The 20,798-nt window shown below is 72.8% G+C and carries 20 protein-coding genes; 5 read left to right on the forward strand and 15 right to left on the reverse strand.

Going from position 1 to position 20,798, the window contains the following annotated elements; translation table 11 throughout:
• Positions 1-2 precede the first annotated feature (2 nt).
• From CP968_RS02540 to CP968_RS02585, 10 genes are read right to left on the reverse strand one after another with little or no spacing between them, the layout of a single operon-like run.
• Positions 3-551, reverse strand: coding sequence for a hypothetical protein (locus tag CP968_RS02540; RefSeq protein ID WP_150516420.1), 549 nt, complete (start codon positions 549-551; stop codon positions 3-5).
• Entirely contained in the window at positions 548-1,825 is a 1,278-nt protein-coding gene (locus CP968_RS02545) for an MCE family protein (protein ID WP_150516421.1), read from the reverse strand. The genes CP968_RS02540 and CP968_RS02545 overlap by 4 nt, the downstream gene beginning before the upstream one ends.
• Positions 1,822-3,081 carry an MCE family protein gene (locus tag CP968_RS02550; protein ID WP_150516422.1) on the reverse strand — a complete coding sequence of 420 codons (1,260 nt, stop codon included), beginning with the start codon at positions 3,079-3,081 and terminating at the stop codon, positions 1,822-1,824. Before CP968_RS02550 ends, CP968_RS02545 begins: the two co-directional genes overlap by 4 nt.
• Complete coding sequence (locus tag CP968_RS02555) at positions 3,078-4,103, reverse strand: MCE family protein (protein ID WP_150516423.1); 1,026 nt, start codon at positions 4,101-4,103, stop codon at positions 3,078-3,080. The genes CP968_RS02550 and CP968_RS02555 overlap by 4 nt, the downstream gene beginning before the upstream one ends.
• Entirely contained in the window at positions 4,103-5,149 is a 1,047-nt protein-coding gene (locus CP968_RS02560) for an MCE family protein (RefSeq protein ID WP_150516424.1), read from the reverse strand. The genes CP968_RS02555 and CP968_RS02560 overlap by 1 nt, the downstream gene beginning before the upstream one ends.
• Positions 5,146-6,201: an MCE family protein gene (locus CP968_RS02565; RefSeq protein WP_150516425.1), complete on the reverse strand. Its 1,056-nt coding sequence runs from the start codon at positions 6,199-6,201 to the stop codon at positions 5,146-5,148. Before CP968_RS02565 ends, CP968_RS02560 begins: the two co-directional genes overlap by 4 nt.
• Entirely contained in the window at positions 6,198-7,451 is a 1,254-nt protein-coding gene (locus CP968_RS02570; RefSeq protein ID WP_150516426.1) for an MCE family protein, read from the reverse strand. The genes CP968_RS02565 and CP968_RS02570 overlap by 4 nt, the downstream gene beginning before the upstream one ends.
• A 1-nt stretch (position 7,452) precedes the next feature.
• Positions 7,453-8,259 carry an MlaE family ABC transporter permease gene (locus CP968_RS02575; RefSeq protein ID WP_150516427.1) on the reverse strand — a complete coding sequence of 269 codons (807 nt, stop codon included), beginning with the start codon at positions 8,257-8,259 and terminating at the stop codon, positions 7,453-7,455.
• Between the two features lie 5 nt (positions 8,260-8,264).
• Positions 8,265-9,029 carry an MlaE family ABC transporter permease gene (locus tag CP968_RS02580; RefSeq protein WP_150516428.1) on the reverse strand — a complete coding sequence of 255 codons (765 nt, stop codon included), beginning with the start codon at positions 9,027-9,029 and terminating at the stop codon, positions 8,265-8,267.
• Positions 9,026-10,036 (reverse strand): ABC transporter ATP-binding protein, encoded by a 1,011-nt coding sequence (locus tag CP968_RS02585; protein ID WP_150516429.1) that lies wholly within the window; start codon positions 10,034-10,036, stop codon positions 9,026-9,028. The genes CP968_RS02580 and CP968_RS02585 overlap by 4 nt, the downstream gene beginning before the upstream one ends.
• A gap of 738 nt (positions 10,037-10,774) precedes the next feature.
• Here CP968_RS02585 and CP968_RS02590 point away from each other — a divergent pair.
• From CP968_RS02590 to CP968_RS02605, 4 genes are all read left to right on the forward strand, one after another.
• Positions 10,775-11,410 carry a hypothetical protein gene (locus tag CP968_RS02590; protein ID WP_150516430.1) on the forward strand — a complete coding sequence of 212 codons (636 nt, stop codon included), beginning with the start codon at positions 10,775-10,777 and terminating at the stop codon, positions 11,408-11,410.
• A 164-nt stretch (positions 11,411-11,574) separates the two neighbouring features.
• The gene (locus CP968_RS02595) at positions 11,575-13,182 is read left to right on the forward strand and encodes a DUF6801 domain-containing protein (RefSeq protein ID WP_150516431.1); all 1,608 of its coding nucleotides are present in this window, start codon (positions 11,575-11,577) and stop codon (positions 13,180-13,182) included.
• Positions 13,183-13,320: 138 nt separating this feature from the next.
• On the forward strand, positions 13,321-14,265 hold the full coding sequence (locus tag CP968_RS02600; protein WP_150516432.1) for a hypothetical protein: 945 nt from the start codon (positions 13,321-13,323) through the stop codon (positions 14,263-14,265).
• Positions 14,266-14,478: 213 nt separating this feature from the next.
• Positions 14,479-15,690 carry a PucR-like N-terminal domain-containing protein gene (locus CP968_RS02605; RefSeq protein ID WP_150516433.1) on the forward strand — a complete coding sequence of 404 codons (1,212 nt, stop codon included), beginning with the start codon at positions 14,479-14,481 and terminating at the stop codon, positions 15,688-15,690.
• Positions 15,691-15,922: 232 nt separating this feature from the next.
• Here the strand turns inward: CP968_RS02605 and CP968_RS02610 are convergent, their stop codons facing one another.
• Positions 15,923-16,630 (reverse strand): MerR family transcriptional regulator, encoded by a 708-nt coding sequence (locus CP968_RS02610; RefSeq protein ID WP_150521666.1) that lies wholly within the window; start codon positions 16,628-16,630, stop codon positions 15,923-15,925.
• Between the two features lie 88 nt (positions 16,631-16,718).
• Between CP968_RS02610 and CP968_RS02615 the strand changes: the two genes are divergently transcribed.
• Positions 16,719-17,231: a DUF6194 family protein gene (locus CP968_RS02615; protein WP_229885813.1), complete on the forward strand. Its 513-nt coding sequence runs from the start codon at positions 16,719-16,721 to the stop codon at positions 17,229-17,231.
• A 76-nt stretch (positions 17,232-17,307) separates the two neighbouring features.
• Here the strand turns inward: CP968_RS02615 and CP968_RS02620 are convergent, their stop codons facing one another.
• The 4 genes from CP968_RS02620 to CP968_RS02635 form a co-directional block, all read right to left on the reverse strand.
• Positions 17,308-18,006, reverse strand: a complete 699-nt coding sequence (locus CP968_RS02620; protein ID WP_150516434.1) for an SDR family NAD(P)-dependent oxidoreductase — start codon at positions 18,004-18,006, stop codon at positions 17,308-17,310.
• Positions 18,007-18,136: 130 nt separating this feature from the next.
• Positions 18,137-19,264: a hypothetical protein gene (locus tag CP968_RS02625; protein ID WP_150516435.1), complete on the reverse strand. Its 1,128-nt coding sequence runs from the start codon at positions 19,262-19,264 to the stop codon at positions 18,137-18,139.
• The gene (locus CP968_RS02630) at positions 19,261-19,920 is read right to left on the reverse strand and encodes an ankyrin repeat domain-containing protein (RefSeq protein WP_150516436.1); all 660 of its coding nucleotides are present in this window, start codon (positions 19,918-19,920) and stop codon (positions 19,261-19,263) included. The genes CP968_RS02625 and CP968_RS02630 overlap by 4 nt, the downstream gene beginning before the upstream one ends.
• Positions 19,921-20,176: 256 nt before the next feature.
• Complete coding sequence (locus CP968_RS02635; RefSeq protein WP_150516437.1) at positions 20,177-20,710, reverse strand: GNAT family N-acetyltransferase; 534 nt, start codon at positions 20,708-20,710, stop codon at positions 20,177-20,179.
• Positions 20,711-20,798 lie beyond the last annotated feature (88 nt).

Raw genomic sequence — 20,798 nt, forward strand, 5'->3', positions numbered from 1 at the left:
CGTCACCTGGACCCGCTCCCCCCGCTGGCGGTGGCGGAACCGGCGGCGCTCGGGCTCGCCCCCGCCACCGGAACGGCGCTCAGCGCCTTGACCTTCCAGGTGTTCCCGCCCGTGCGCTCCAGGACGGCTTCGAGCCGCTTGCGGTCGCTCGTCGGCTTCGCGGCCCCCTGGGGCGTGACGTCGACGCGCACGGTCGCGATGAGCTTCGCCGTACCCGCCCGGGCGTCCAGCGCGGTGACGGCCGCCTCGGTGACGGTGGCACGGGCCGAGGCGCCCACGGCCGGCCGGGTGGCGCCCAGTTCGGTGTGCAGCGGGCCGGTGGAGGCGTCGCGCCACGCCTGGATGCCGGCCTGCGCGTGCTCGCGCGTGGAGGCGTCCAGGGTGGTGAGCACCGCCACGTGGTCGCGGCCCTGGGCGAGGACGGTGTCGCGCTCCCGGCCGAAGGCGAGACCGTCGTCGGTGCGGGCCTGTGCGTACGTCCAGGCGCCCGTCCCGCAGAAGGCGAGCGCCACGGCCAGTCCCGCGCCCGCCAGGACGCGTGCCCGCCTCATCGGGCGCTCCCGGCGCCGAGGCCGAGCAGCCCGGCCAGGTCGGTGGGCCCGTCGCCCTGGCCGGGCAGGGCGAGTGCGCCGGGCAGGGCGGGCGCGGCCGGCCCGGTGGCGGAGCGGGCGCCGCCCGCGGGCAGCGAACCGGGTCGGGCCGGGGTGGGTACGGGGCCGCCCTTGGGGGCGTTGGCGGAGCCGCGCACGTTGGTCCCGGACGAGGCCGGACTGGTGCAGGAGGCTCCGGTGTTGAGGGCGGGTGCGGTGCCGAGGTCGAGGCCGTTGCGGTAGCGCGTACCGCCGTAGCCGGTGGTGCAGGGCAGCGGTTTGAAGAAGGTGACGGCCATGCCGAGGTTCATCCGTCCTCCGTCGACGGTGGTGGCGCCCGCGGAGACGGCGGCGGGGAACTTCACGAGGAGCTCCTCCATGCCGCGCTGCCGGGTGACGGCGATCTCCGAGGTGGTGAGCAGGTTGGCGAGGACCACGCCGAGGCTGGGGTCGAGGTCGCGCAGGAGGCCGCTGACCTGGGTGGCCGCGTCCGGGGTCACGGCGAGCAGGCGGCGCACGTCGGCGTCGGAGCCCTTGAGGGTGACGGCGAGCTCGCGTGCGCCGGTGGCGAAGTCGCGGATGGCCCGGCCCTCCTCGGCCTGGGTGCGCAGGACGACCTCGCCGTCGTTGATGAGGCGGGTGGTCTCGGGCAGGGAGCGGTCGGCGGCCTGCACGAACGCGCTGCCGCTGTCGATCAGGGCCTGGAGGTCGTCGCCGTGGCCCTCGAACGCCTTGCCCAGTTCGTCGACGACGGTGCGCAACGATTCGAGCGGTACGGACCGGGTGAGGTCGTTCATGCTGACCAGGAGGTCGGTGACGGGTGCGGGGACCTGGGTGTCGGCCTGGTCGATGCGGGAGCCCTCCGCGAGGTAGGGGCCCCGGTCGCTGTCGGGCCGCAGGTCGATGTACTGCTCGCCGACGGCGGAGAGCCCGGCGACGACGGCCTTGGCGTCGGCGGGGACGCGGGCGGCCGACTTCTTGATGCGCAGCCGGGCCACGACCCCCTCGGCGGTGAGGTCGATGGCGCCGACGCGGCCCACGGAGACGCCCCGGTAGGTGACGTCGGAGTGGGGGAACAGGCCGCCGGTGCGGGCGAGGTGGACGTCGACGGTGTAGTAGTCGGCGGCGCCGACGTAGCGGCCGAGGTCGGCGTAGCGGATGCCGAGGAAGCCGAGGACGAGGACGGCGATGACGAGGAACGCGAGGTTCTTCAGCCGTACGGCGAGGGTGATCACCGGGTCTTGCCTCCGTCCTGCGCTCCGGTGGCGGTGCCCGGCGCGCCCGGGGTGGCGCTCCGGACGGGCGGCAGTGGCAGCGGGGACGCCGGCTTCGTGGCGCTGCCGCCGGGCCGGTTCTCGCGGGCGGTGGTGCCCGGATCGGCCGGCGGGTCGCCCGGGTCGGCCGGCGGGGTGGGGGTGGGGCTGGGCGTGGCCTGCGGGACGAGCGGCGGGATGATCCGGGTGCCGGGCTCCGCGGCGATGTACAGGTAGGTGTTGAGGTAGTCGCCCTTGACGCCCCGCATCACCTCGTCGGTGAAGGGGTACGTCAGCAGCGCCTGGAGCGAGTCGGGCAGGTCGGCGCCGGCGTCGGCGAGCGCCTTCAGGGTCGGCGCGAGGGCCTTGAGGTCGGCGACCATGTCGTCCTTGCCGGCGTTGATGGTGGAGACGGCGACACCCGACAGGGTGTCGAGGGCGCGCAGCATGGTCAGGAGCGAGCCCCGTTGCTCCTCCAGGGTCTTGAGGCCCGGCGAGAGGCCGGTGAGGACCGTTCCCACGTCCTCCTTGCGCTCGGCCAGGGTGGCGGATAGCCGGTTGACGCCGTCGAGCGCCTGCGTGATGTCGCCCCGGTGCGCGTCGAGGTCGGTCACGAGGGTGTTGACCCGCTCCAGCATGGAGCGGACCTCGGGCTCGCGTCCGCCGAGCGCGGCGTTGAGCTCCTTGGTGATGGTCTTCAGCTGGTTGACCCCGCCGCCGTTGAGCAGCAGGGACAGGGCGCCGAAGACCTCCTCGACCTCGGTGTTGCGGCTGGTGCGGGCGAGGGGGATGGTGCTGCCGTCGGCGAGGCGCGCCCCGCCGGTGTCCTTGGCGGGGGCGGTGAGCTCGATGAACTTCTCGCCGAGGAGGCTGGACTGCTGCAGGCGGGCGCCCGCGTCGGCGGGCAGGCGGATGTCACCGTTGATCTTCATGGTGACGCGCGCCGTCCACTCGCCGGTCCCGAGGCGGATCTCGGTGACGCGGCCGACGGCGACGTCGTTGACCTTGACCGCGGACTGCGGGACGAGGCTGAGGACGTCGGCGAGTTCGGCGGTGACGGTGTACGGGTGGGAGCCGAGGTCGGCGCCGCCGGGCAGCGGCAGGTCCTCGATGCCGTCGAAGCGGGGCAGGTCGGCGGGGAGCAGGGTCGCGGTGAGGACCACGACCGCGCCCAGGGCGACGATCCCGCCGATCCGGGTCCCGGCGGCCCTGCCGGTGAAGGGGGTGCGGCGCTTCACCGGTCCCCCTTCCCGCCCGCGGCCGAGGAGCCGCCGGCCACGGGCAGCGGGAGCAGCGGTCCGCCCATGCTGATCTCGTTGAGGTTGGCCCGGCCGTCGAGGGTGCGGGTGTCCTCGTTGTACGCGCCCACCACGTTGGCCGCCGCGAGCGGGGCCGTGTCGAGGGCTTCGGCGAGGGAGGCCCGCTGATCGACAAGGGCCTGGGTGAGGGGGACGAGCCGGTCGACGTTCTGCTTCAGCTCGTCCCGGTTGTCCTGGATGAAGGTCTTCACCTGGGCGAGGGCCTTGCCGAGCTCGGCGAGGGCGCCCGCGAGGTCGTCCTTGTTGTCGGCGAAGAAGCTCACCACGTCGTCGAGGCGCTCCTGGGCGGTGCGGACGTCGCCGTCCTTGTCCTTGAGCATCGTGGTGAACGTCTGGAGCTGGCCGAGGGTGGCGAACAGGTCGTCGCTGCTGCCGTCGAGGGTCTTGGCCGCCTTGCCGAACTCCTGGATGGACGTGCCGATCGCGTCGCCGTTGTCCTTGAGGTTCGCCGCGCCGGTGTCGAGCAGGCCGGACAGGGCGCCGGTCGCGTTGGCGCCGTCGGGGCCGAGGGCCTTGCCGAGGTCGGTGATCGAGGCGTACAGCTGGTCGATCTCGACGGGGGTGCGGTTGCGGGACGCGGCGAGCCGGGCGCCGTCGGCGAGGGCGGGGCCGGAGCTGTAGGCCGGGGTGAGCTGGACGTACCGGTCCGCGACGATGCTCGGGGCGACGATGACGGCCCGCGCGTCGGCCGCGACGCGCACGCCGTCGTCGACGTGGAGGCGGACGCGGACGCGGGTGCCCTCGGGCTCCACGGACTCGACCTCGCCCACGCGCACGCCGAGGATCCTCAGGTCGGATCCGGCGTAGACGCCGACGGCGCGGTCGAAGTAGGCGGTGACACGGGTGCCGTCGGAGCCGAGGACGCGTACGGCGACGAGTCCCACGGCGGCGAGCACCACGACGGCGAGCCCGAAGACGAGGGGTTTTCCGGGTCTGGTCATCATTCACCGCTCCCCTTGGCCGCCGCGGCCTGCTGCGGCGGCTGGCATCCGGTCTTGGGCTGGGACGCCTCGGGCAGGTAGTTCCGCGGCACGACTCCGCACAGGTAGCTGTCGAACCAGTGACCGCTGCCGAGGGTGTTGCCGACGAGCCGGTAGTACGGGCCGACGAGGGCGAGGGTCTTGTCGAGCTGGCTGCTGTTCTTCTCCAGCACCTCGGTGACGCGGCCGAGGGCCTTGAGGGTGGGGCCGAGCTGGCGGTCGTTGTCGTCGACGATGCCGCTGAGCTGCGTGCCCAGGTCCCGGCTGCCCTTGAGGAGGGCGCGGATGGCGTCGCGCCGGTCCTTCAGCTCGCCGAGCAGCGAACCGCCGTCCTCCAGCAGGGTCTCGAAGCTGGACTTCTTGCCCTCCAGGGTCTTGGTGAAGGTCCGGCTCCCCTGGAGCAGCTGGACCAGCTGGGCGTCGCGGCTGGAGACGGACTTGGACAGCTCGGACAGGCCGGTGGCGGCGCTGCGCACGTTCGGCGGCGAGTTCTTGAAGGTGTCGGAGATCGTCGCGAAGCTCTCGGCGAGCTTCTTGGTGTCGATGGCGTCGACGGTGCCGCTGAGGTCCTGGAAGGCCTGGGTCACGTCGTACGGGGACGTGGTGCGGGACAGCGGGATGCGGCTGCCGGGGTCCTGGCGTGCGGAGCCCAGCGGGTCGAGGGCCAGGTACTTGTCGCCGAGCAGGGTCTTGATGGCGATGGCGGCGGTGGAGCGGTCGCCGACCCAGGCGTCGCCGACCTCGAAGGTCACCTTCACCTTGGGCCCGTCGAGCGCGACCCCGGTGACCGAACCGACCTTGACCCCGGCGATGCGCACCTCGTCGCCGTCGCCGAGGCCGGCGGCCTCGGTGAAGTCGGCGCTGTAGGCGGTGCCGCCGCCGACGAACGGGAGGCGGTCGACGTTGTAGGCGAGGGCGGCGAGCAGGGCGAGGACGACGAGCCCGACGGCGGCCACCGCGACGGGGTTGCGGTCCTTGACGGGGGTGAACCTGGGCGGGCGGCTCATCCTCGGCACCTCGATTCGGTGACGGTGATGCCGGTCGGCGGCGCGGAGCCGTCGGAGGTGGTCACACCGCTCACGCGGGCCTCGCAGAGGTAGAGGTTGAACCACGACCCGTACGAGGACAGGCGGGCCAGGGCGGTCATCTTGGCCGGGGTCCTGTCGAGGAAGTCCTCGATCTGCGGCGTGTGGTCGCCGAGGGTGGTCGCGAGGCGGCCCAGTTCGCCGATGCTCTGCTTCAGGGGGGCGCGCCCGTCCTGGAGGAGTCCCGCGGTCGTGGTGGTGAGGTCGCCCATGGCCAGGACGGCCTCGCCGAGGGGTTTGCGGTCGTCGTTGAAGCCGGTGACGAGTTTCTGGAGGGTGACGACCAGGTCGTCGAAGGCGGCCTCGCGGGTGTTGAGGGTCTCCAGGACGGTGTTGAGGTTGGTGACGACCTGGCCGATCACCTTGTCCTTGGCGGCGACGGTCTGCGTGAGCGAACCGACGTGCCGGATCAGGCTGTCGACGGTGCCGCCCTCGCCTTGGAGGACCTGGACGAGCGAGCCGGCGAGGTCGTTGACGTCGCTGGGCGACAGACCCTCGAAGAGCGGCTTGAACCCGTTGAAGAGCAGCGTCATGTCGAGCGCGGGCGTCGTGCGCTCCAGGGGGATGGTGGAGCCGGGCGGCAGGTCGCCGCCCACGTCGCCGCTGCCCCGGTCGAGGGCGACGTAGCGCTGTCCGACCATGTTGAGGTACTTCACCGCGGCGGTCGCCGAGCCGGGGAGCGTGCGGTCGTCGCGGATGCGGAAGGTGACCTGGGCGGTGCGCCGGTCGACGACCCGGACGTCGGTCACCTCCCCGACCTTCACTCCCGAGATCCGCACGCTGTCCCCGTCGATGAGCCCGGTGGCGTCGGTGAACAGCGCCTTGTACGAGCGGGTTCCGGAGTCCACGCCGGTGTTGGCGATGCTGAGCGCGAGCACGGTCGTGGCGAGGGCGGTGACCAGCACGAAGATCAGGGACTTGACGAGCGGCCCGGTCAGGGGGCGCCGTCGGGTGTGGGCGAGGTCGTGCGTCACTTGAGGACCACCTCCGCGCCGCGGTACGCGGGACCGGCCAGCAGGCTGCTCCAGTCGGGCAGGTCGCCGGGCTGCTTCTCGGCGGCGGGAGCGAGGAGCTCGTTCAGGAAGTCGTTCTCCTGCGGGGAGTTGGCGGGCCCGAGGTTCTGCTCGGCCGCCGCCGTGGCCCGGGCGGCGGGCGCCGCCGGGACCCCGAGGTAGGGCACGGGGTAGCAGTGCGGGCCGCCGCCCGAGGTGTACGAGGGGGTGTCGCGGCCGGGTACGTACGCGCCCCGCGAGGGCACGGTGACCACGTTGACGTGCAGCCCGGGCTGGTCGGTGCCCTTGCCGAGGGCCTTGTCCATGGCCGGCACGAACTCGGCGAGGGTGCGCAGGGTGCAGGGGAAGGACGAGGAGTACTCGGCGAGGAGCTCCAGGGTCGGCCTGCCGGTGGCGCTGAGCCGGATGATGTTGTCCTTGTTCTGGCGCAGGAAGGCGGTGACGTCCTGGGCGGTGCGGGTGGTGGCCCCGAGGGTGCCGGCGAGCTCGCTCTCCTTCTCGGCGAGCGTGCCGCTGGTGGTGGTGAAGTCGGTGAGCGCGGTGACGATGTCCGGGGCCGCGTCGGCGTACAGGTTGCTGACCTTCACCAGCTCCTGGAGGTCGCGGTTGAGCGCGGGCAGCTCGGGGTTGAACTCCTTGAGGTGGGCGTCCAGTTGGGCGAGGGTGGTGCCGAGCTTGTCGCCGCGTCCTTCGAGGGCCCGGGAGACGGCGGACAGGGTGGCGGAGAGCTTCTGCGGCTGGACGGCGGTGAGCATGGGCAGGACGTTGTCCAGGACCTGCTGGAGTTCCACGGCGTTGCTGGAGCGGTCCTCGGGGATGACGGCCCCGGCGCCGATCGGTTCGGCCGAGGGCGCCGACGGCGGGACGAGCGCCACGAAGCGTTCGCCGAACAGGGTCGTCGGCAGCATCTGGGCGCGCACGTCGGAGGGGACGTCGCCGAGGGTCGCCGGATCCATCGCGAGGGTGAGCCGGGCGCCCGTGTCGGTGGCGTCGATGGAGCGGACCTCGCCGATGACGACGCCGCGCAGTTTGACGTCGGCGCCCGGGTGCATCTCGTTGCCGACGCTGCTCGTCTCGACGGTGATCGGGGCGCTGTCGGTGAACTGCTTGTCGTAGACGGCGATCGCCAGCCAGACGAGGAGGACGGGGACCAGAAGGAAGACGATTCCGGCGAGCCGGCGGCGCAGGGTCTCACCCCGTGGGCTGCTCATCTCACCCCGCCACCTTCACGGTCGTGGTCGCGCCCCACAGGGCCAGCGACAGGAAGAAGTCGGTGACGCTGATGAGCACGATGGCGTTGCGCACGGACCGGCCCACCGCGATGCCGACCCCGGCCGGGCCGCCGGAGGCGCGGAAGCCGTAGTAGCAGTGGGCGAGGATCACCATGACGCTGAAGATGAACACCTTGAGGACCGACAGCACGACGTCGGTCGGGGAGAGGAACAGGTTGAAGTAGTGGTCGTACGTTCCCTGGGACTGGCCGTTGAACAGGACGGTCACGTAGCGGGAGGCGACGTACGACGAGAGGAGGCCGATCGCGTAGAGCGGGATGATCGCGACGACGCCCGCGATGATGCGGGTGGTGACCAGGTAGGGGATGGAGCGGATGCCCATCCCTTCGAGGGCGTCGACCTCCTCGTTGATCCGCATCGCGCCGAGCTGGGCGGTGAAGCCGGCGCCGACGGTCGCGGAGAGGGCGAGCCCGGCGACCAGGGGCGCGATCTCGCGGGTGTTGAAGTAGGCGGAGATGAACCCGGTGAACGCGGCGGTGCCGATCTGGTCGAGGGCCGCGTACCCCTGGAGGCCGACGACGGTGCCGGTGAACAGGGTCATGGCGATCATCACGCCGATGGTGCCGCCGATCACCCCGAGGCCGCCGGAACCGAAGGCCACTTCGGCGAGCAGCCGTTGGACCTCCTTGAGGTAGCGGCGCAGCGTGCGCGGGATCCAGGCCAGTGCCTTGACGTAGAACAGGAACTGGTCGCCGGACCGGTCGAGCCAGACGAACGGGGAGGCCATCGGCCTCAGCCTCCCTTCGGCGGGACGATCTGCAGGTAGATGCCCGTCAGCACCATGTTCACGAAGAACAGCAGCATGAACGTGATGACGACGGACTGGTTGACGGCGTCGCCGACCCCTTTGGGGCCGCCGCGCGGGTTGAGGCCGCGGTAGGCGGCGACGATGCCCGCGATGAACCCGAAGACCAGTGCCTTGAACTCGCTGATGTACAGGTCGGGCAGCTGGGCGAGGGCGGAGAAGCTGGAGAGGTAGGCACCCGGGGTGCCGCCCTGGAGGATGACGTTGAAGAAGTAGCCGCCGAGCGTGCCGACGACCGACACCAGCCCGTTGAGGAGCACGGCCACGCCCATGGTCGCCAGGACCCGCGGCACGACCAGGCGCTGGACGGGCGAGACGCCCATGACCTCCATCGCGTCGAGCTCCTCGCGGATCGTGCGGGACCCGAGGTCGGCGCAGATGGCGGAGCCTCCGGCGCCGGCGATGAGCAGGGCGACGATGAGCGGGCTCGCCTGCTGGATGATGGCGAGGACGCTGGCGCCTCCGGTGAACGACTGGGCGCCCAACTGCTGGGTGAGCGAGCCGACCTGGAGGGCGATCACCGCACCGAACGGGATGGAGACGAGCGCGGCGGGCAGGATCGTGATGCTGGCGATGAACCAGAACTGCTCGACGAACTCCCGGAACTGGAAGGGCCGTCGGAAGATGGCCCGGCCCACCTCGGCCGCGAGGGCGAAGAGCCGGCCGGTCTGCCGCAGCGCGCCCGTGATCACGAGCCGCTCCCGGTGGCCGGAAGCCGCAGGGTCGGTGCCTGCGCCCCGTGGGCGTAGGTGTCCTCGATGGCGGCGCGGGCGGCGGGCGGCAGCGTGTCGAGCATGCCGAGGACGCGCTCGCGCCGCCTGAGGGCCGCCTGGCGCTGCGGCAGGCCGGGCGAGGGCTCCAGTTGGGGGACGATGACCCGGGGCTCGGCGGGCGCGGATGCGGGTACGGCGGCCTCGGCGGCGAGCGTGGCCTCGTCCTTCTCCTCGGACATCCCGATGGGGCCTTCGCGGCGTCCGGCGAGGAACTGCGCCACGACCGGTTCGTCGCTGGTGAGCAGCACTTCGCGCGGGCCGAAGGTGACGAGGTTGCGCCGGAAGAGCATCCCCATGTTGTCGGGGACGGTCGCGGCGATGTCGAGGTTGTGGGTGACGATGAGCATCGTCGCGTCGATCTGCGCGTTGAGGTCGATCAGGAGCTGCGAGAGGTTGGCGGTGCGGACGGGGTCGAGGCCGGAGTCCGGCTCGTCGCACAGCACGATCTGCGGGTCGAGCACGAGCGCGCGGGCCAGTCCCGCCCGCTTGCGCATGCCGCCGCTGATCTCGCCGGGGAGCTTGCCCTCGGAGCCGAGGAGCCCGACGACGTCGATGCGCTCCATGACGATCCGGCGGATCTCCGACTCCTTCTTCCGCGTGTGCTCGCGCAGCGGGAAGGCGATGTTGTCGAAGAGGGACATGGACCCGAAGAGGGCGCCGTCCTGGAACATGAGGCCGAAGAGTTTGCGTGCTTCGTATATGTCGCGGTCGGGGCTGTTCACCATGTCGACGCCGGCCACGAGGACGCGTCCCCGTTGCGGCTTCAGCAGCCCGATGAGCGATTTGAGGAACACCGTCTTCCCGGTGCCGGAGGGACCGAGCATGACGCTCACTTCCCCCGCGGGCAACGTCAGGGTCACGTCCTGCCAGATGTTCTGCTTGCCGAAGGACATGGTCAGACCCTCAACAGCTACTTCGATTCCCATACCACCTCCAGCAGGCGTGTGCCGCGTGTGCACCGCGGGCCGCACGTTAGGTCGTTCACGATCATCCCGACAATAGGCGTGGCACGAATTCGGCCCGGCGTCCCGGAATGTGTCACCGGGCAGACAAAGCCGGGTGCGCCACTTGTCTCCGGTGAGACACGGTGGGGCCCCGCGGGTCCGCGAGCCGGCTCCGCGGGGCCCCACCGGAAGCATCCGTCCCGGCAGGAGGCCGGGCCGAAAACCATCCGTCAGGACCCCTGCCTCAAGGGGCCGCCAACCAGGGGTCGAGCGTCGCACCCGGAACGCTACGACCCGGTAACCTCCGACGGCAATACCAGGTTCTGAGTTTTCCGCGAGACCGCACGCGCCCCCGCCTTTCTTGTCACGCGGAGCACACATGGGGGCGGTCGCTTGTCACCGGCGAGAGCAGTTTCTCTTCATATCGAGATGCATACGCTCTACCCGGTCGCAAGATGTGGCAGCGAGGTGCGCGACGGGCCGCGATTATCGACATTGCGCACCTGGGGACCAAAGCGGCGACGGGGACCGCTCACCCGGCGAACAGTTAATTCGGGCTCTTCAAAGAATCTTGAACTGCGCCATTGTTCAGCCAAGTTTCCCGCAAGTAACGTCAGCGTCGCGGCCGAGGAACACCGAGCCGCGGGCCGCTTCTGTCCCTCCCACCGCACAGCTGCGGCCCACCTCTGCCGGTCAATCCCCAAGGAGAGTCCCAGAGCCATGAAGAAGACCATCAGAAACCTCGCCGTCGTCACCGGCGCCGCTGCCGCCGCCTTCGCCCTGACGGCCGGCCCGGCATCGGCCCTGCCGTCGACCACGTGGACCGTCAACCCGACTCCCTCGACGTTCACGGCGACGAACAGCGGGAACATCGTCCTCAGCGTCAACGGCATCGCCATGACGTGTACGACGTCGGGCGCCTCCGGCTCGATGGCCAGCGCCACGGGCAACCCGGCCACCGTCGGCTCGATCAGCGCCATCAACTTCGGTGCCACCGGCTCGCCCTGCACCAGCGTCCTGGGCAACGTCACCACCGTCCCCACCACCCCGTGGACCGTGGTGGCCCAGGACTACACGGCCGCGACCGGCGTCACCAAGGGCTACATCGGCAACGTCGACGCCAAGGTCACCGTCGGTGCCTGCGTCTTCCGCGTCACGGGCAAGGCGTCCAGCACGTACACGAACTCGACGGGCAAGCTGGCGGTCTCCAGCGTCACCGGTGAGCTCAACGTGGTGTCGTCGACCAACTGCGGCAGCGCGGTGCCCGTCGGTGCCAAGCCGATCTTCACCGGCGCCTACCTGGTCAAGAAGACCGGCACCACGGTCATCCCGACCATCGTCGGCACCAACCCGTAAGACGTGGGGGAGTGCCGCCGGCACTCCCCCGGGTCCGTACGCCCGACCGGCGGGACCGGCCGGGCGTTCGCCGACCCTCGACGCCGACCCGTCACGCCCACCCGTCAGGCCGACCGGCCACGCCGACGGTCGGCGCCCCGGACGATCCCCGAGCGGAGCAAGCGATGACAGGCCACCGTCCCGCCCTGCGGACACCCCGCGGCCGCGCGCGCGGTGCGGCGATCGCCGCCTTCGTGGCGCTCGCCCCCCTGATCCCGTCGGCGGCGGCCGCGGTGGGCTCGCAGGAGATCACCGCGAAGCTGCCCTACGACTGCGCGCTGCCCTCGGGAACGCAGCGCGCCGCGGTACGGGTCACGGCCGCCTTCCCCGACCGGGCGAAGGCCGGCGAGGCGATCCGTCCCACCGGGGTCACCACCACCGTCGAGCTCCCGGCCGCGGCCGTCGCCGACCTGACGGCCCTCAAGGCCACCACCGTGGTGCCCGAGACCAGGCTGGCCCTCGACGTCGCCCAGCACGAGGCGAAGGCACAGGCCCTCTGGCGGGGCACCGCCCGGCCCGTCCCCCTTCCCGCCGAAGGCACGCTCACCCTCACCACCACCGGCGACGCCCCGGCGGTGACGGCGGCCGCCGACGGCGACCTCACCCTCACGGCCACGGGCCTGGCCGTCGACCTCGCCCTCGGCACGGCCGACGGCGCCCCCACCGCTCCCCCGTCCCTCTCCCTCGCCTGCACCCTCGCGAAGGACGCGGACGGCCACGGCCTGCTGGCCACCGTGCCGATCGGACCGGCCACCGGCACCCCGGCCCCGAGCGGCTCGCCCTCCCCGTCGGCCCCCACGGCCCCGGCGTCCGGGCGGCCGACGGACCCCGCGTCCCCGAGCGGGTCGGCGGCGCCCGGTGCTCCCGGCGCCCCGGGCGGCAAGGACAAGGACAAGGACAAGGACAAGGCACCGAAGGTCGGCGACGCCCGCGCCGGTCTGGCGGCCGACAGGCCGCCGGCGCCGCCCTGCGTCAAGGAGAACCCGACCGACAAGTCGCTCAACGCGTACATCACCGGCTACTCCAACGTCCGCAAGCTGGCCGGCGCCTCGCTGATCCCGGTGTCGTGCGTACAGATCGAGCAGGGCGACCCGGAGATCTCCTTCCCGCCGGACGGCAGCATCCACCTGCTCCAGAAGTCGGACGCCTACCTCGACTACCAGGGCCGCAAGCAGACCCCGCCGTTCACCTCCACCTTCCTGACCTTCGGTTTCACCCCGACGACCGCGACCATGATCCTGGAGCAGGCCGGACCCATGACCGTCGCGTCGGACGTCCTGCTCGTCTTCCCGGACAACATCGCCGAGACGTACGTGCGCGCCCCGCTGGTCCTGCGCGTCCTGAACGTCGAGGTCAACGGCACGCGCCTGGACGTCGGCCCGTCCTGCCGCACCGAGACCCCGCTCAGCTCCCCCGAACCCGATCCGGCCACCTACCCGGGCCCGCACCTGGTGATGCTCGGGAAGGGTCAGCTCATCAACGGCACGGACGCCACCGGCTACGTCCTGACCTCCGGCGGCCCGCTGACCGGCGAGGTGACCATCCCCGCCTTCACGGGCTGCGGGGCGGGCGGCGAGAACCTGGACCGGCTGCTGACCGCGTCCATCTCGGGCTCCGGCAACTACGTCAAGCAGATCCAGGGCCAGACGTGCGCCGTGGGCGTCGAGGTGCCGACCGAGGGCCAGTGCACCGAGGACCGCCAGCCGTACGTGGTCCCCGCGCCGGAGCGCTGATCCGCACCACCCGGACGCCCTGCGCGCCCCGGCGCACACCGGCACTCCCGCGCGCGGGACCCGCACCGCCGTACCGCCGCACCCCCGCACGACCGATCCGCACGTTTCCGCACGTTCCCGCCACCGAAAGGCACCTCCATGCCACTCGCCTCCGCACGCACCCGGCTCGTGACCGTATCGGCGCTGACCGCGTTCGGCGCGTTCGCCTCCCTCGGTACGGCGACCGCCGCCACGCCGGCCCTGGGCGGCTCCTGGGCTCCGTTCACCCGCTGCCCCGTCGACTCGCCGACGATGCTCGGCGCGGACGGCCTGGACAAGGCGCCGCAGTGCGTCGTCTCGTACGCCACCAGCGGGTCCATCAAGCTGGGCAACACGACGGTCATCACCGGCAACAGCAACCTGCAGATCGGCGTCGTGCAGAACTCCGACGGCACCAGCACCGTCGTCGCACCCGCCTCCGGTGCGATCATCGCCGACTCCGCGACGGTGCCCGGCGGCCTCCTCGGGCTGATGTGTCCGAGCAACATCCCGGGCATCACCGAGATCTGCAAGCAGCTCGCGGACGGCAAGCTCAACAAGATCACCGCGACCCTGGAGTCGGTGGGCACCCCCTCCGACTTCGACCAGATCGCGGGCGTGGTCACCGACCAGACGATCGTGAACATCCCGGTCCGCATCCACCTGGAGAACCCGTTCCTGGGCAGCAACTGCTACATCGGCACCAAGAACAACCCGATCGTCCTGAAGCCGAAGAACCTCACCTACCCGTCGTTCGGCGTGGAGCGGTTCAACGGTGACGGCAGCCCGAACGAGGACGGCGAGATGAGCCGTCTCAACCTCCTCGGCTCCACCCAGAGCGACACGTCCTTCGCCGTTCCCGGCGCCAGCGGCTGCGGCCTGGGGCTGTTCGGCCTGATCGACGCCGCGGTCAACCTCAAGACCGGTCTCCCGTCGGCGGCGGGCAAGAACAGCCTGACCCTGAACAACACCCAGACCTACCTGGGCGGGCTCTACGCCCCGGGCACGGTGGCCCCCGACGCGGGCAAGCGGCTCGCGCAGAACTGGCACTCCGCGGTCAAGTAACGGTCACCGACCGGCGATTCCCGGCCGACTCGCCGGCCTCGACCCGTCCTCCTGCGCAACTCCTGTTCAACCGGTGTACAGCACAGCGCACTTGTCCTAGCGTCAGCACCTCACACAGGTATGCACCTGACGGCCGCTCCAGCGCCCTCCAGCCAGCAGGGCGCTGTCACGCCACTCCCCCCACCGGGCGCGCAGGAGAGCAAGGAATCGGTCATGCCCTCAATCGCACAACCACCGGACCTCGGTGAACCGCTCGATCCGCTCCCCAAGGAGTTCGCGGCCTTGATGAGGCCCGAGGTCCCGGGCCTCATCAAGGAGATCCGCGTCGAGGTCCAGCGCGCCTATCCGGTGTACGCCCGCCTCCTCGACGGCCCCAGCGCGGACGCCATCCGCCAAGGCGTGGAGCAGGCACTGGGCACGTTCGTCGACCGGGTCGCGGACCCCGGTTCGAGCTCGGCCCAGCGCGACGAACTGCTGCGCAAGTTCGGCCGGGTGGAGGCGTACGAGGGCCGTGACCTCGACACCCTCCAGGGGGCCTACCGGCTCGGCGCGCGCATCGCGCTGCGCCGCGCCAAGACCATGGGCCGCCAGTACAACCTGTCCCCCTCGCTGATCCTCGCCTTCGCCGACGCGCTCTTCGCGTACGTCGACGAGCTCGAGGCACTGGCGCGCGAGGGGTACGCGGAGGTCCAGGCACGCGCCGCCTCCGAGGTGTCCGCGTTACGCAGGCAACTGCTCCACCTCATCCTCGTCGGACCGCCCCTGCCGCAGGCGGCCATCTCCGAGCTGTGCGAGCAGGCGGCCTGGGAACTCCCCGCGCAGTGCACGCTGGTGGCCTTGCGCGTGCCGGCGCCCGACCACATACGGGCGTGCCTGGACCGGGACGTCCTCGCCGACCTCGGCATCCCGCAGCCGCACCTGCTGATCCCGGGACCACTCACCCCCGAGCGTCTGGCGATGCTCGAATCCGCCCTGGCGGGCGCCCCGGCCGTCGTCGGTCTGACCGTGCCGCCGCCGCAGGCCGCCGACTCCCTGCGCTGGGCCAGGAGGGTGCTGCAGCTCATCGACGACGGGATCGTGCCCGACGGACCGCTCGTGCACTGCGAAGACCATCTGACAACGTTGTGGCTCCTGTCCGACCCCGCCCTGGTCACCCACATCGCGGCCCGCGAACTGGCCCCGCTCGGCGCGCTCACCGGCTCCCGGCGCGGCCGCCTGGTCGAGACGCTGCGCGTCCACATCGCCACGCGGGCCCCCGCCGAGCAGGTGGGCGAGGTGCTCGGGGTGCACGCGCAGACGGTCCGCTACCGCCTGCGCAACCTGGACGCCCACCTGGGCGCGCGCATCACGGACCCGGACCACCGCTTCGCGCTGGAGGCGTCCCTGCGCTCGCTCCACCTCCAGGGCAACCACTACGCGGAATGACCCGGCCCGCCCCGACGGGCGCCCGGGAGCCGCACCGTCGCACTCCCGGCGCCCGGCCCCTGCCCGGGTGCGGCCAGGACGGCGGCGTGACCGTCCGGGCCGTCCCGGCGGTGCGCCGCGTCCGGTGGAACCATGTGATGAAGGCCGTCGCACAGGCGACCGACACCAGCGGCGGCCGTGCCGTGGCCCGGCCGCCGTCCACGGAAAGCCGCAGGTCCCGGGGCCGGTGGGGCTAACGGGGTGTGTGCCCGGCCGTGACGACGGCCGCCAGGTCGGTGCCCGCGTGCAGGAGGGCCACCGAGCGCTCGGCGATCCGGTCGAGGCGGGCGTCCAGGATCCGTCGGGTGTCGCGCGGGCCGTCGGGCCGGTGGAGGGAGTCCATCACCTCGCGCACCGCCGCGATGCCGTACCCGGCGGCGCGCAGGGCCGCGACGATGCGGGCCTCCCCGACGGCCGCGGGGGCGTACCGGCGCGCGCGCAGCGAGGTGACCCGCTCGGGGTGCAGGAGGCCCTCCCGCTCCCAGAAACGCAGGGTCGAGGCGCGTACCCCGAGCGCGCCGGCGAGCTCCGTGATCGTCATCGCGTCGCCCTCCCGCTCCACACCCGCAGTGTGGGCTTCGGCCTCGATGACCCGCAGCGCACGCAGGGCCCGCAGGACCTCGTCGCGTTCCCGCGCGAGCCGGGCGTGGACGGCGTTGGCCTCGGCGGCCGCCTCCGCGAGCGTGCCCGTCCGCAGGCGCGGAAGCAGCTCCCTGGCCTCCACCGGCCCCACGGCGGCCGCGAGCCCCCGGTAGGCGCGCAGGGCCCGTACGTGGAGCTGCGTGTACGAGCGGTAGCCGTTGTCCGACCGGGCGGCGGGCGGCAGGACGCCGAGCCGTTCGAGGTCCCGGACCTGCTGCGCCGAATACCCCGAGAGCCGCGCGACGTCCAGGGTCCGCAGCGGCGCCGGTCGCGTCTCGTCCGTCGTCGCGTTCGCCGTCTCGTCCACGGTCAACCCCCCGGAAGCACTTCAAGCCGATGCTTGAACCATGAAAACGGACCCGAGTATGGACATGGACATGGGCAGGGGCATGAGCAGGGAACGGATCATCGCCCACGTGCGCGGATTCGACGGGTCGCACGTGGTCCTGCCGGAGGCGGGCGGCGGCTTTCCGGAGCTGGTCTGGGGGGACGCGTTCTTCTCCTACTCCCCCGACGGCCCCCCTCCCCCCACGCTCCAGCCCTACGGCACGATCGTCACCAAGGACTACCCGGGTGACGCCGCTTCGGCCCTCGGCCCGGGGCGGTGGCGCGTGAACGTGCACGTCGAACGGGCGGTCTTCCGGGAACTCACGGGGGAGGAACCGCGTGACCTGCGCCTGCCGCGCGACCCCGCCGCCGCGGACACGCTGGTCCCGCACCCCGTGTACGGGCAGCTCGGCTGGGTCTGCGTCGTCAACCCCGGTGCGCGGACGGCCGGTACGGTACTGCGGCTGTTGCGCGGTGCCCACGAGGCGGCCCGCGCCCGGGCCTCGCGGCGCCGGGCCGGCGGCGCCCCGTAGGCCTTCGCGACGGGCGGCGGGCGCGCCGGGCCGGGGTCGGATCAGGGCGGTTCGGCTCGGCTCGGCTCGGGTTCCGTCAGGACCAGGCGATCGGGCCGTTCCGGTCGATGAAGCGGCCCGACCCGGCGCCGGGTCCCTCGGTCGCGAGGAGGACGATCGCGTCGGTGCCCTCGGTGACGGACTGCGGGCCGCTGTGGGCGTTGAGGTCGGTCGCCGTGTAGCCGGGGTCGACGGCGTTGACGCGGATGCCCTCCAGGCCCCTGGCGTACTGCGTCGTCAGCATGGTGAGGGCGGCCTTCGAAGCGGTGTAGAGCGGTGCGACGACGGAGGATTCCGCGCGCGAGGGGTCGTGGGTGAGCGCGAGCGATCCCATCCCGCTGCTGACGTTGACGATGACGGGGTCCGGCGAGCGGCGCAGCAGCGGGAGGAAGGCGCGGGTCGTGCGGATCACGCCGAACAGGTTGACGTCGAAGACGGCGAGGGCGTCCGCGGCGGTCAGGTCGGCGGGATCGGCGTGCGGACCGGTGATGCCGGCGTTGTTCACCAGGACGTCGATCGCCCCCTCGTGCGCGGCGACGTCGGCCGCGGCGGCGGTGACGGAGGCCTCGTCGGTGACGTCGACGCGGACGAACCGGGCGCCCAGCGCGGCGGCCGCTTCGGCCCCCCGTTCCGGGTCGCGGGCGCCCATGATCACGGTGTGGCCGAGGTCGAGGAGGCGGCGGGCGGTCTCGCGGCCCAGGCCCTTGTTGGCTCCGGTGATGAAGGTGGTGGTCATGGACCGATGGTCCACGCCGCCCCGGTTCCCGGCCCGGGACGCTCCGACGCGGGGCGCACCGGTCCCACGAAGGGCGGCAGCAGACCCGCCGACGGGCTCGACCGCGCCCCGGGGCCGGCGGCGCGGGGGGCTACAGCACGGCGATGCCCAGTGGGCGGGAGCCGGTCGGCAGACGGCGGGTGTCGCCCGTGTCGAGGTCGACGACGGTGATGCCGTTCCAGTAGCCGTCGCGGGTGAAGCCGCCGGTCACGTACGCCGTGCGCCCGTCCCGCGAGAGCGCGACGTCCTCGTGCGGCCCCTCCAGCGGGTGGACCCGCTCGGTCCCGTCCGGGTCGCGGACCGTCAGCGAGGGGCCTTCGCCGTCACCGGCCCGCACCGCGCCGGTGCCCACCACCAGGAGCCGGCCGTCGGGGGCCGCCGTCGCCCCGTGCTGGTGCGTGTCGGCCGTCATGCGCTCGACGGTGGTGCGCCCGGTGCGGGGGTCGACCACGGCGAGCCGCTCCCCCTCGAACGGGAGCAGCAGCATGCCGTCGGAGGGGCGTACGGCCGTGTAGTGCGGCTTGAGCCAGGAGCCGAGGCCGCCTTCCGTGCCGTACGGGGCCACCTCGATGCGGCGCGGGGCCGGGGAGCCCGGGGAGCCGGCCGTGACGACCGTGACGTCGAAGGAGTCGTGGCCGGTGACGTAGACCTCGGAGCCGTCGGGCGAGACGTCCACGTCGAAGGGGCGCCGGCCCACGGGGACGACGGAGGTGACCTCGCGCGTCGCGGTGTCGACGACCTCCAGGACGCCCGTGGTGCCGGGCACGTTGACCCCGACGTAGGCGTGGGCGCCGTCGGGCGCCAGCGCGATGCCCATGCCACCGCCGCGGTACTCGCCGTCGGCGGCGGGGCCGGTGTCGGTGCGGTACGGGACGCGGGCGACCAGCTCGCGCGTGCGGGTGTCGACGACGGCGACGCCCTCGGCCGTGGCCACCCAGGCCCGGCCGTCGGCTCCGACGGCCAGGCCGTAGGGGGCGCGGCCGACGGGGACCGAGGCCATCGCGCCGTGTCGCGGGTCGGTGAAGGTGACGGTGTCGGCGCCGAAGTCCGCGGTCAGCAGCGTGCCCTGCGGGGTGGGTGCGGTGGCGGGCGGCGGGGCGGACGCGGAGGGCGCGGGGGCGGTCGCGGCCGGGCCGGGTCCGGCGCCGCAGGCCCCGAGCAGCAGGGCGGCGGCGAGCGCCGCGAGGGCGGTGCGGGTGCCCGTCGTACGGCGGTTCACCGGCCGGTCTCCGTCCCGGGGGCGCCCTGCGCTCCGGAGACGGCCCGCGTTCCGCGGGCGGCGGCGAGGAGGCGGGCCATGCCGTCGAAGCCGCGGCGGGTGGCGTGCTCGTGGGCGGTGACGCCGTCGAGGTCGGGCAGCAGGGGATCGGCGCCCGCCGCGAGCAGCAGGGCGACGACCTCCTCGTGCCGGGGGCCGCCGTCGCCGAGGATCACGGCCTCCAGCAGGGCGGTCCAGCCGAGCCGGTTGACGTGGTCGACGTCGATGGCGGTCTCGTCGAGCACGGCGCGCACGTAGCGGGTGTGCCCGCGTTCGGCGGCCGGGACGAGGGAGGTCCCGCCGAACCGGTTGGGCTGGGTCAGGTCGGGTCCGGCGGCCAGCAGCAGCCGCATCATGCGGACGCTCCCGGTGACGCCGGTGACGAGCCAGGGGCTGTCGGCGCGGGAGTCCGGGGCGTCGGGATCGGCGCCGGCGGCGAGCAGGACGGCGGCCGCGTCGGCGTGGTCGCCGAGCGCGGCGAGCAGCAGCGGGGTGCGCAGCTGGTCGTCACGGGCCTCGACGCGGGCGCCCGCGGCGAGCGCCGCGCCGACCGCGGCCGCGTCGCCGCGCCGGGCGGCTTCGAGGAGCGCCCGGTCCGGTCGGTCGTGCGGGTTCATGGTGGTCCTCTCGGCTCCGGGGCGGGGAGGGCCGTCCGTGCCCTCCCGCTCCCCCGTTCCCATGCTGGTCCCGCGCGCGGTCCCGGCCGGTCCGCCCTGCGGCCGGAGTCGGCGGGCGGCCCGGAGGATGCCGGGGTCCTCCGATCGGACGATGCGCCGGCCGCGGCGAGGCCGTAGCGGGCCCGGGGCCGGGCGGCGTCGGGGGGCGCATCGGAGCCGTACCGTGCTCGGTCCCCGTGGCGGAGCCGGTCCGGGCTCAGGCCTCGTATTCGGTGAGGTCGATGCCGTGGATCTGCAGCAGGTGGCCGTACGCGGGGTGGGTGGTGTCGCGCTCCGCCACCATCCCGAGCTTGCGGATCACGTTCTCGGACTCGTCGTTGCCGGCCCGGTTGATCGCCACGACCCGGTCCAGGCCGCGGTCCTGGAGGGCGAACTCCAGCGTGGCGTGGGCGGCCTCCGAGGCGTAGCCCTGACCCCAGTACTGGCGGCCCAGGCGCCAGCTGATCTCCACGGCCGGCATCACCTCGGCCAGGTACTCGGGTACGGAGAGGCCGACGACGCCGATCAGCTCGCCGGAGCCGAGGAGCTCGACGGCGAAGAGGCCGAAGCCCTCCTCGTCCCACTCCTCCTCCATGCGCTCGATGTCCTCGGCGCTGTCGTCCAGGCCGCGGACCGATCCGTCGCCGATCCACCGCATCACCTCCGCGTCCCCGTCGATCTCCGACAGGGGGATGAGGTCGTCGTCGTGCCAGCGGCGGAGGATGAGGCGGGGGGTCAGGATCTCGGTCATGCGGGCCATCCTGCCGAACACCGGTGCGCAGCGGTAATCGGGTCCTCCGTTGCGGCGGTGTTGCAGGTTCGTGGCCATCGTGTCGAGG

It is taken from the genome of Streptomyces subrutilus (assembly GCF_008704535.1).
Lineage (GTDB): Bacteria > Actinomycetota > Actinomycetes > Streptomycetales > Streptomycetaceae > Streptomyces > Streptomyces subrutilus.

Excerpts from the sequence above, each read along its gene's own strand:
- CP968_RS02605 (WP_150516433.1), top strand. The coding sequence starts at position 14,479 with ATGCCCTCAATCGCACAACCACCGGACCTCGGTGAACCGCTCGATCCG.
- CP968_RS02585 (WP_150516429.1), bottom strand. The coding sequence starts at position 10,036 with ATGGGAATCGAAGTAGCTGTTGAGGGTCTGACCATGTCCTTCGGCAAG.
- CP968_RS02560 (WP_150516424.1), bottom strand. The coding sequence starts at position 5,149 with ATGAGCCGCCCGCCCAGGTTCACCCCCGTCAAGGACCGCAACCCCGTC.
- CP968_RS02620 (WP_150516434.1), bottom strand. The coding sequence starts at position 18,006 with ATGACCACCACCTTCATCACCGGAGCCAACAAGGGCCTGGGCCGCGAG.
- CP968_RS02630 (WP_150516436.1), bottom strand. The coding sequence starts at position 19,920 with ATGAACCCGCACGACCGACCGGACCGGGCGCTCCTCGAAGCCGCCCGG.
- CP968_RS02590 (WP_150516430.1), top strand. The coding sequence starts at position 10,775 with ATGAAGAAGACCATCAGAAACCTCGCCGTCGTCACCGGCGCCGCTGCC.
- CP968_RS02595 (WP_150516431.1), top strand. The coding sequence starts at position 11,575 with ATGACAGGCCACCGTCCCGCCCTGCGGACACCCCGCGGCCGCGCGCGC.
- CP968_RS02555 (WP_150516423.1), bottom strand. The coding sequence starts at position 4,103 with ATGACCAGACCCGGAAAACCCCTCGTCTTCGGGCTCGCCGTCGTGGTG.
- CP968_RS02575 (WP_150516427.1), bottom strand. The coding sequence starts at position 8,259 with ATGGCCTCCCCGTTCGTCTGGCTCGACCGGTCCGGCGACCAGTTCCTG.
- CP968_RS02600 (WP_150516432.1), top strand. The coding sequence starts at position 13,321 with ATGCCACTCGCCTCCGCACGCACCCGGCTCGTGACCGTATCGGCGCTG.
- CP968_RS02615 (WP_229885813.1), top strand. The coding sequence starts at position 16,719 with ATGAAAACGGACCCGAGTATGGACATGGACATGGGCAGGGGCATGAGC.
- CP968_RS02540 (WP_150516420.1), bottom strand. The coding sequence starts at position 551 with ATGAGGCGGGCACGCGTCCTGGCGGGCGCGGGACTGGCCGTGGCGCTC.
- CP968_RS02570 (WP_150516426.1), bottom strand. The coding sequence starts at position 7,451 with ATGAGCAGCCCACGGGGTGAGACCCTGCGCCGCCGGCTCGCCGGAATC.
- CP968_RS02635 (WP_150516437.1), bottom strand. The coding sequence starts at position 20,710 with ATGACCGAGATCCTGACCCCCCGCCTCATCCTCCGCCGCTGGCACGAC.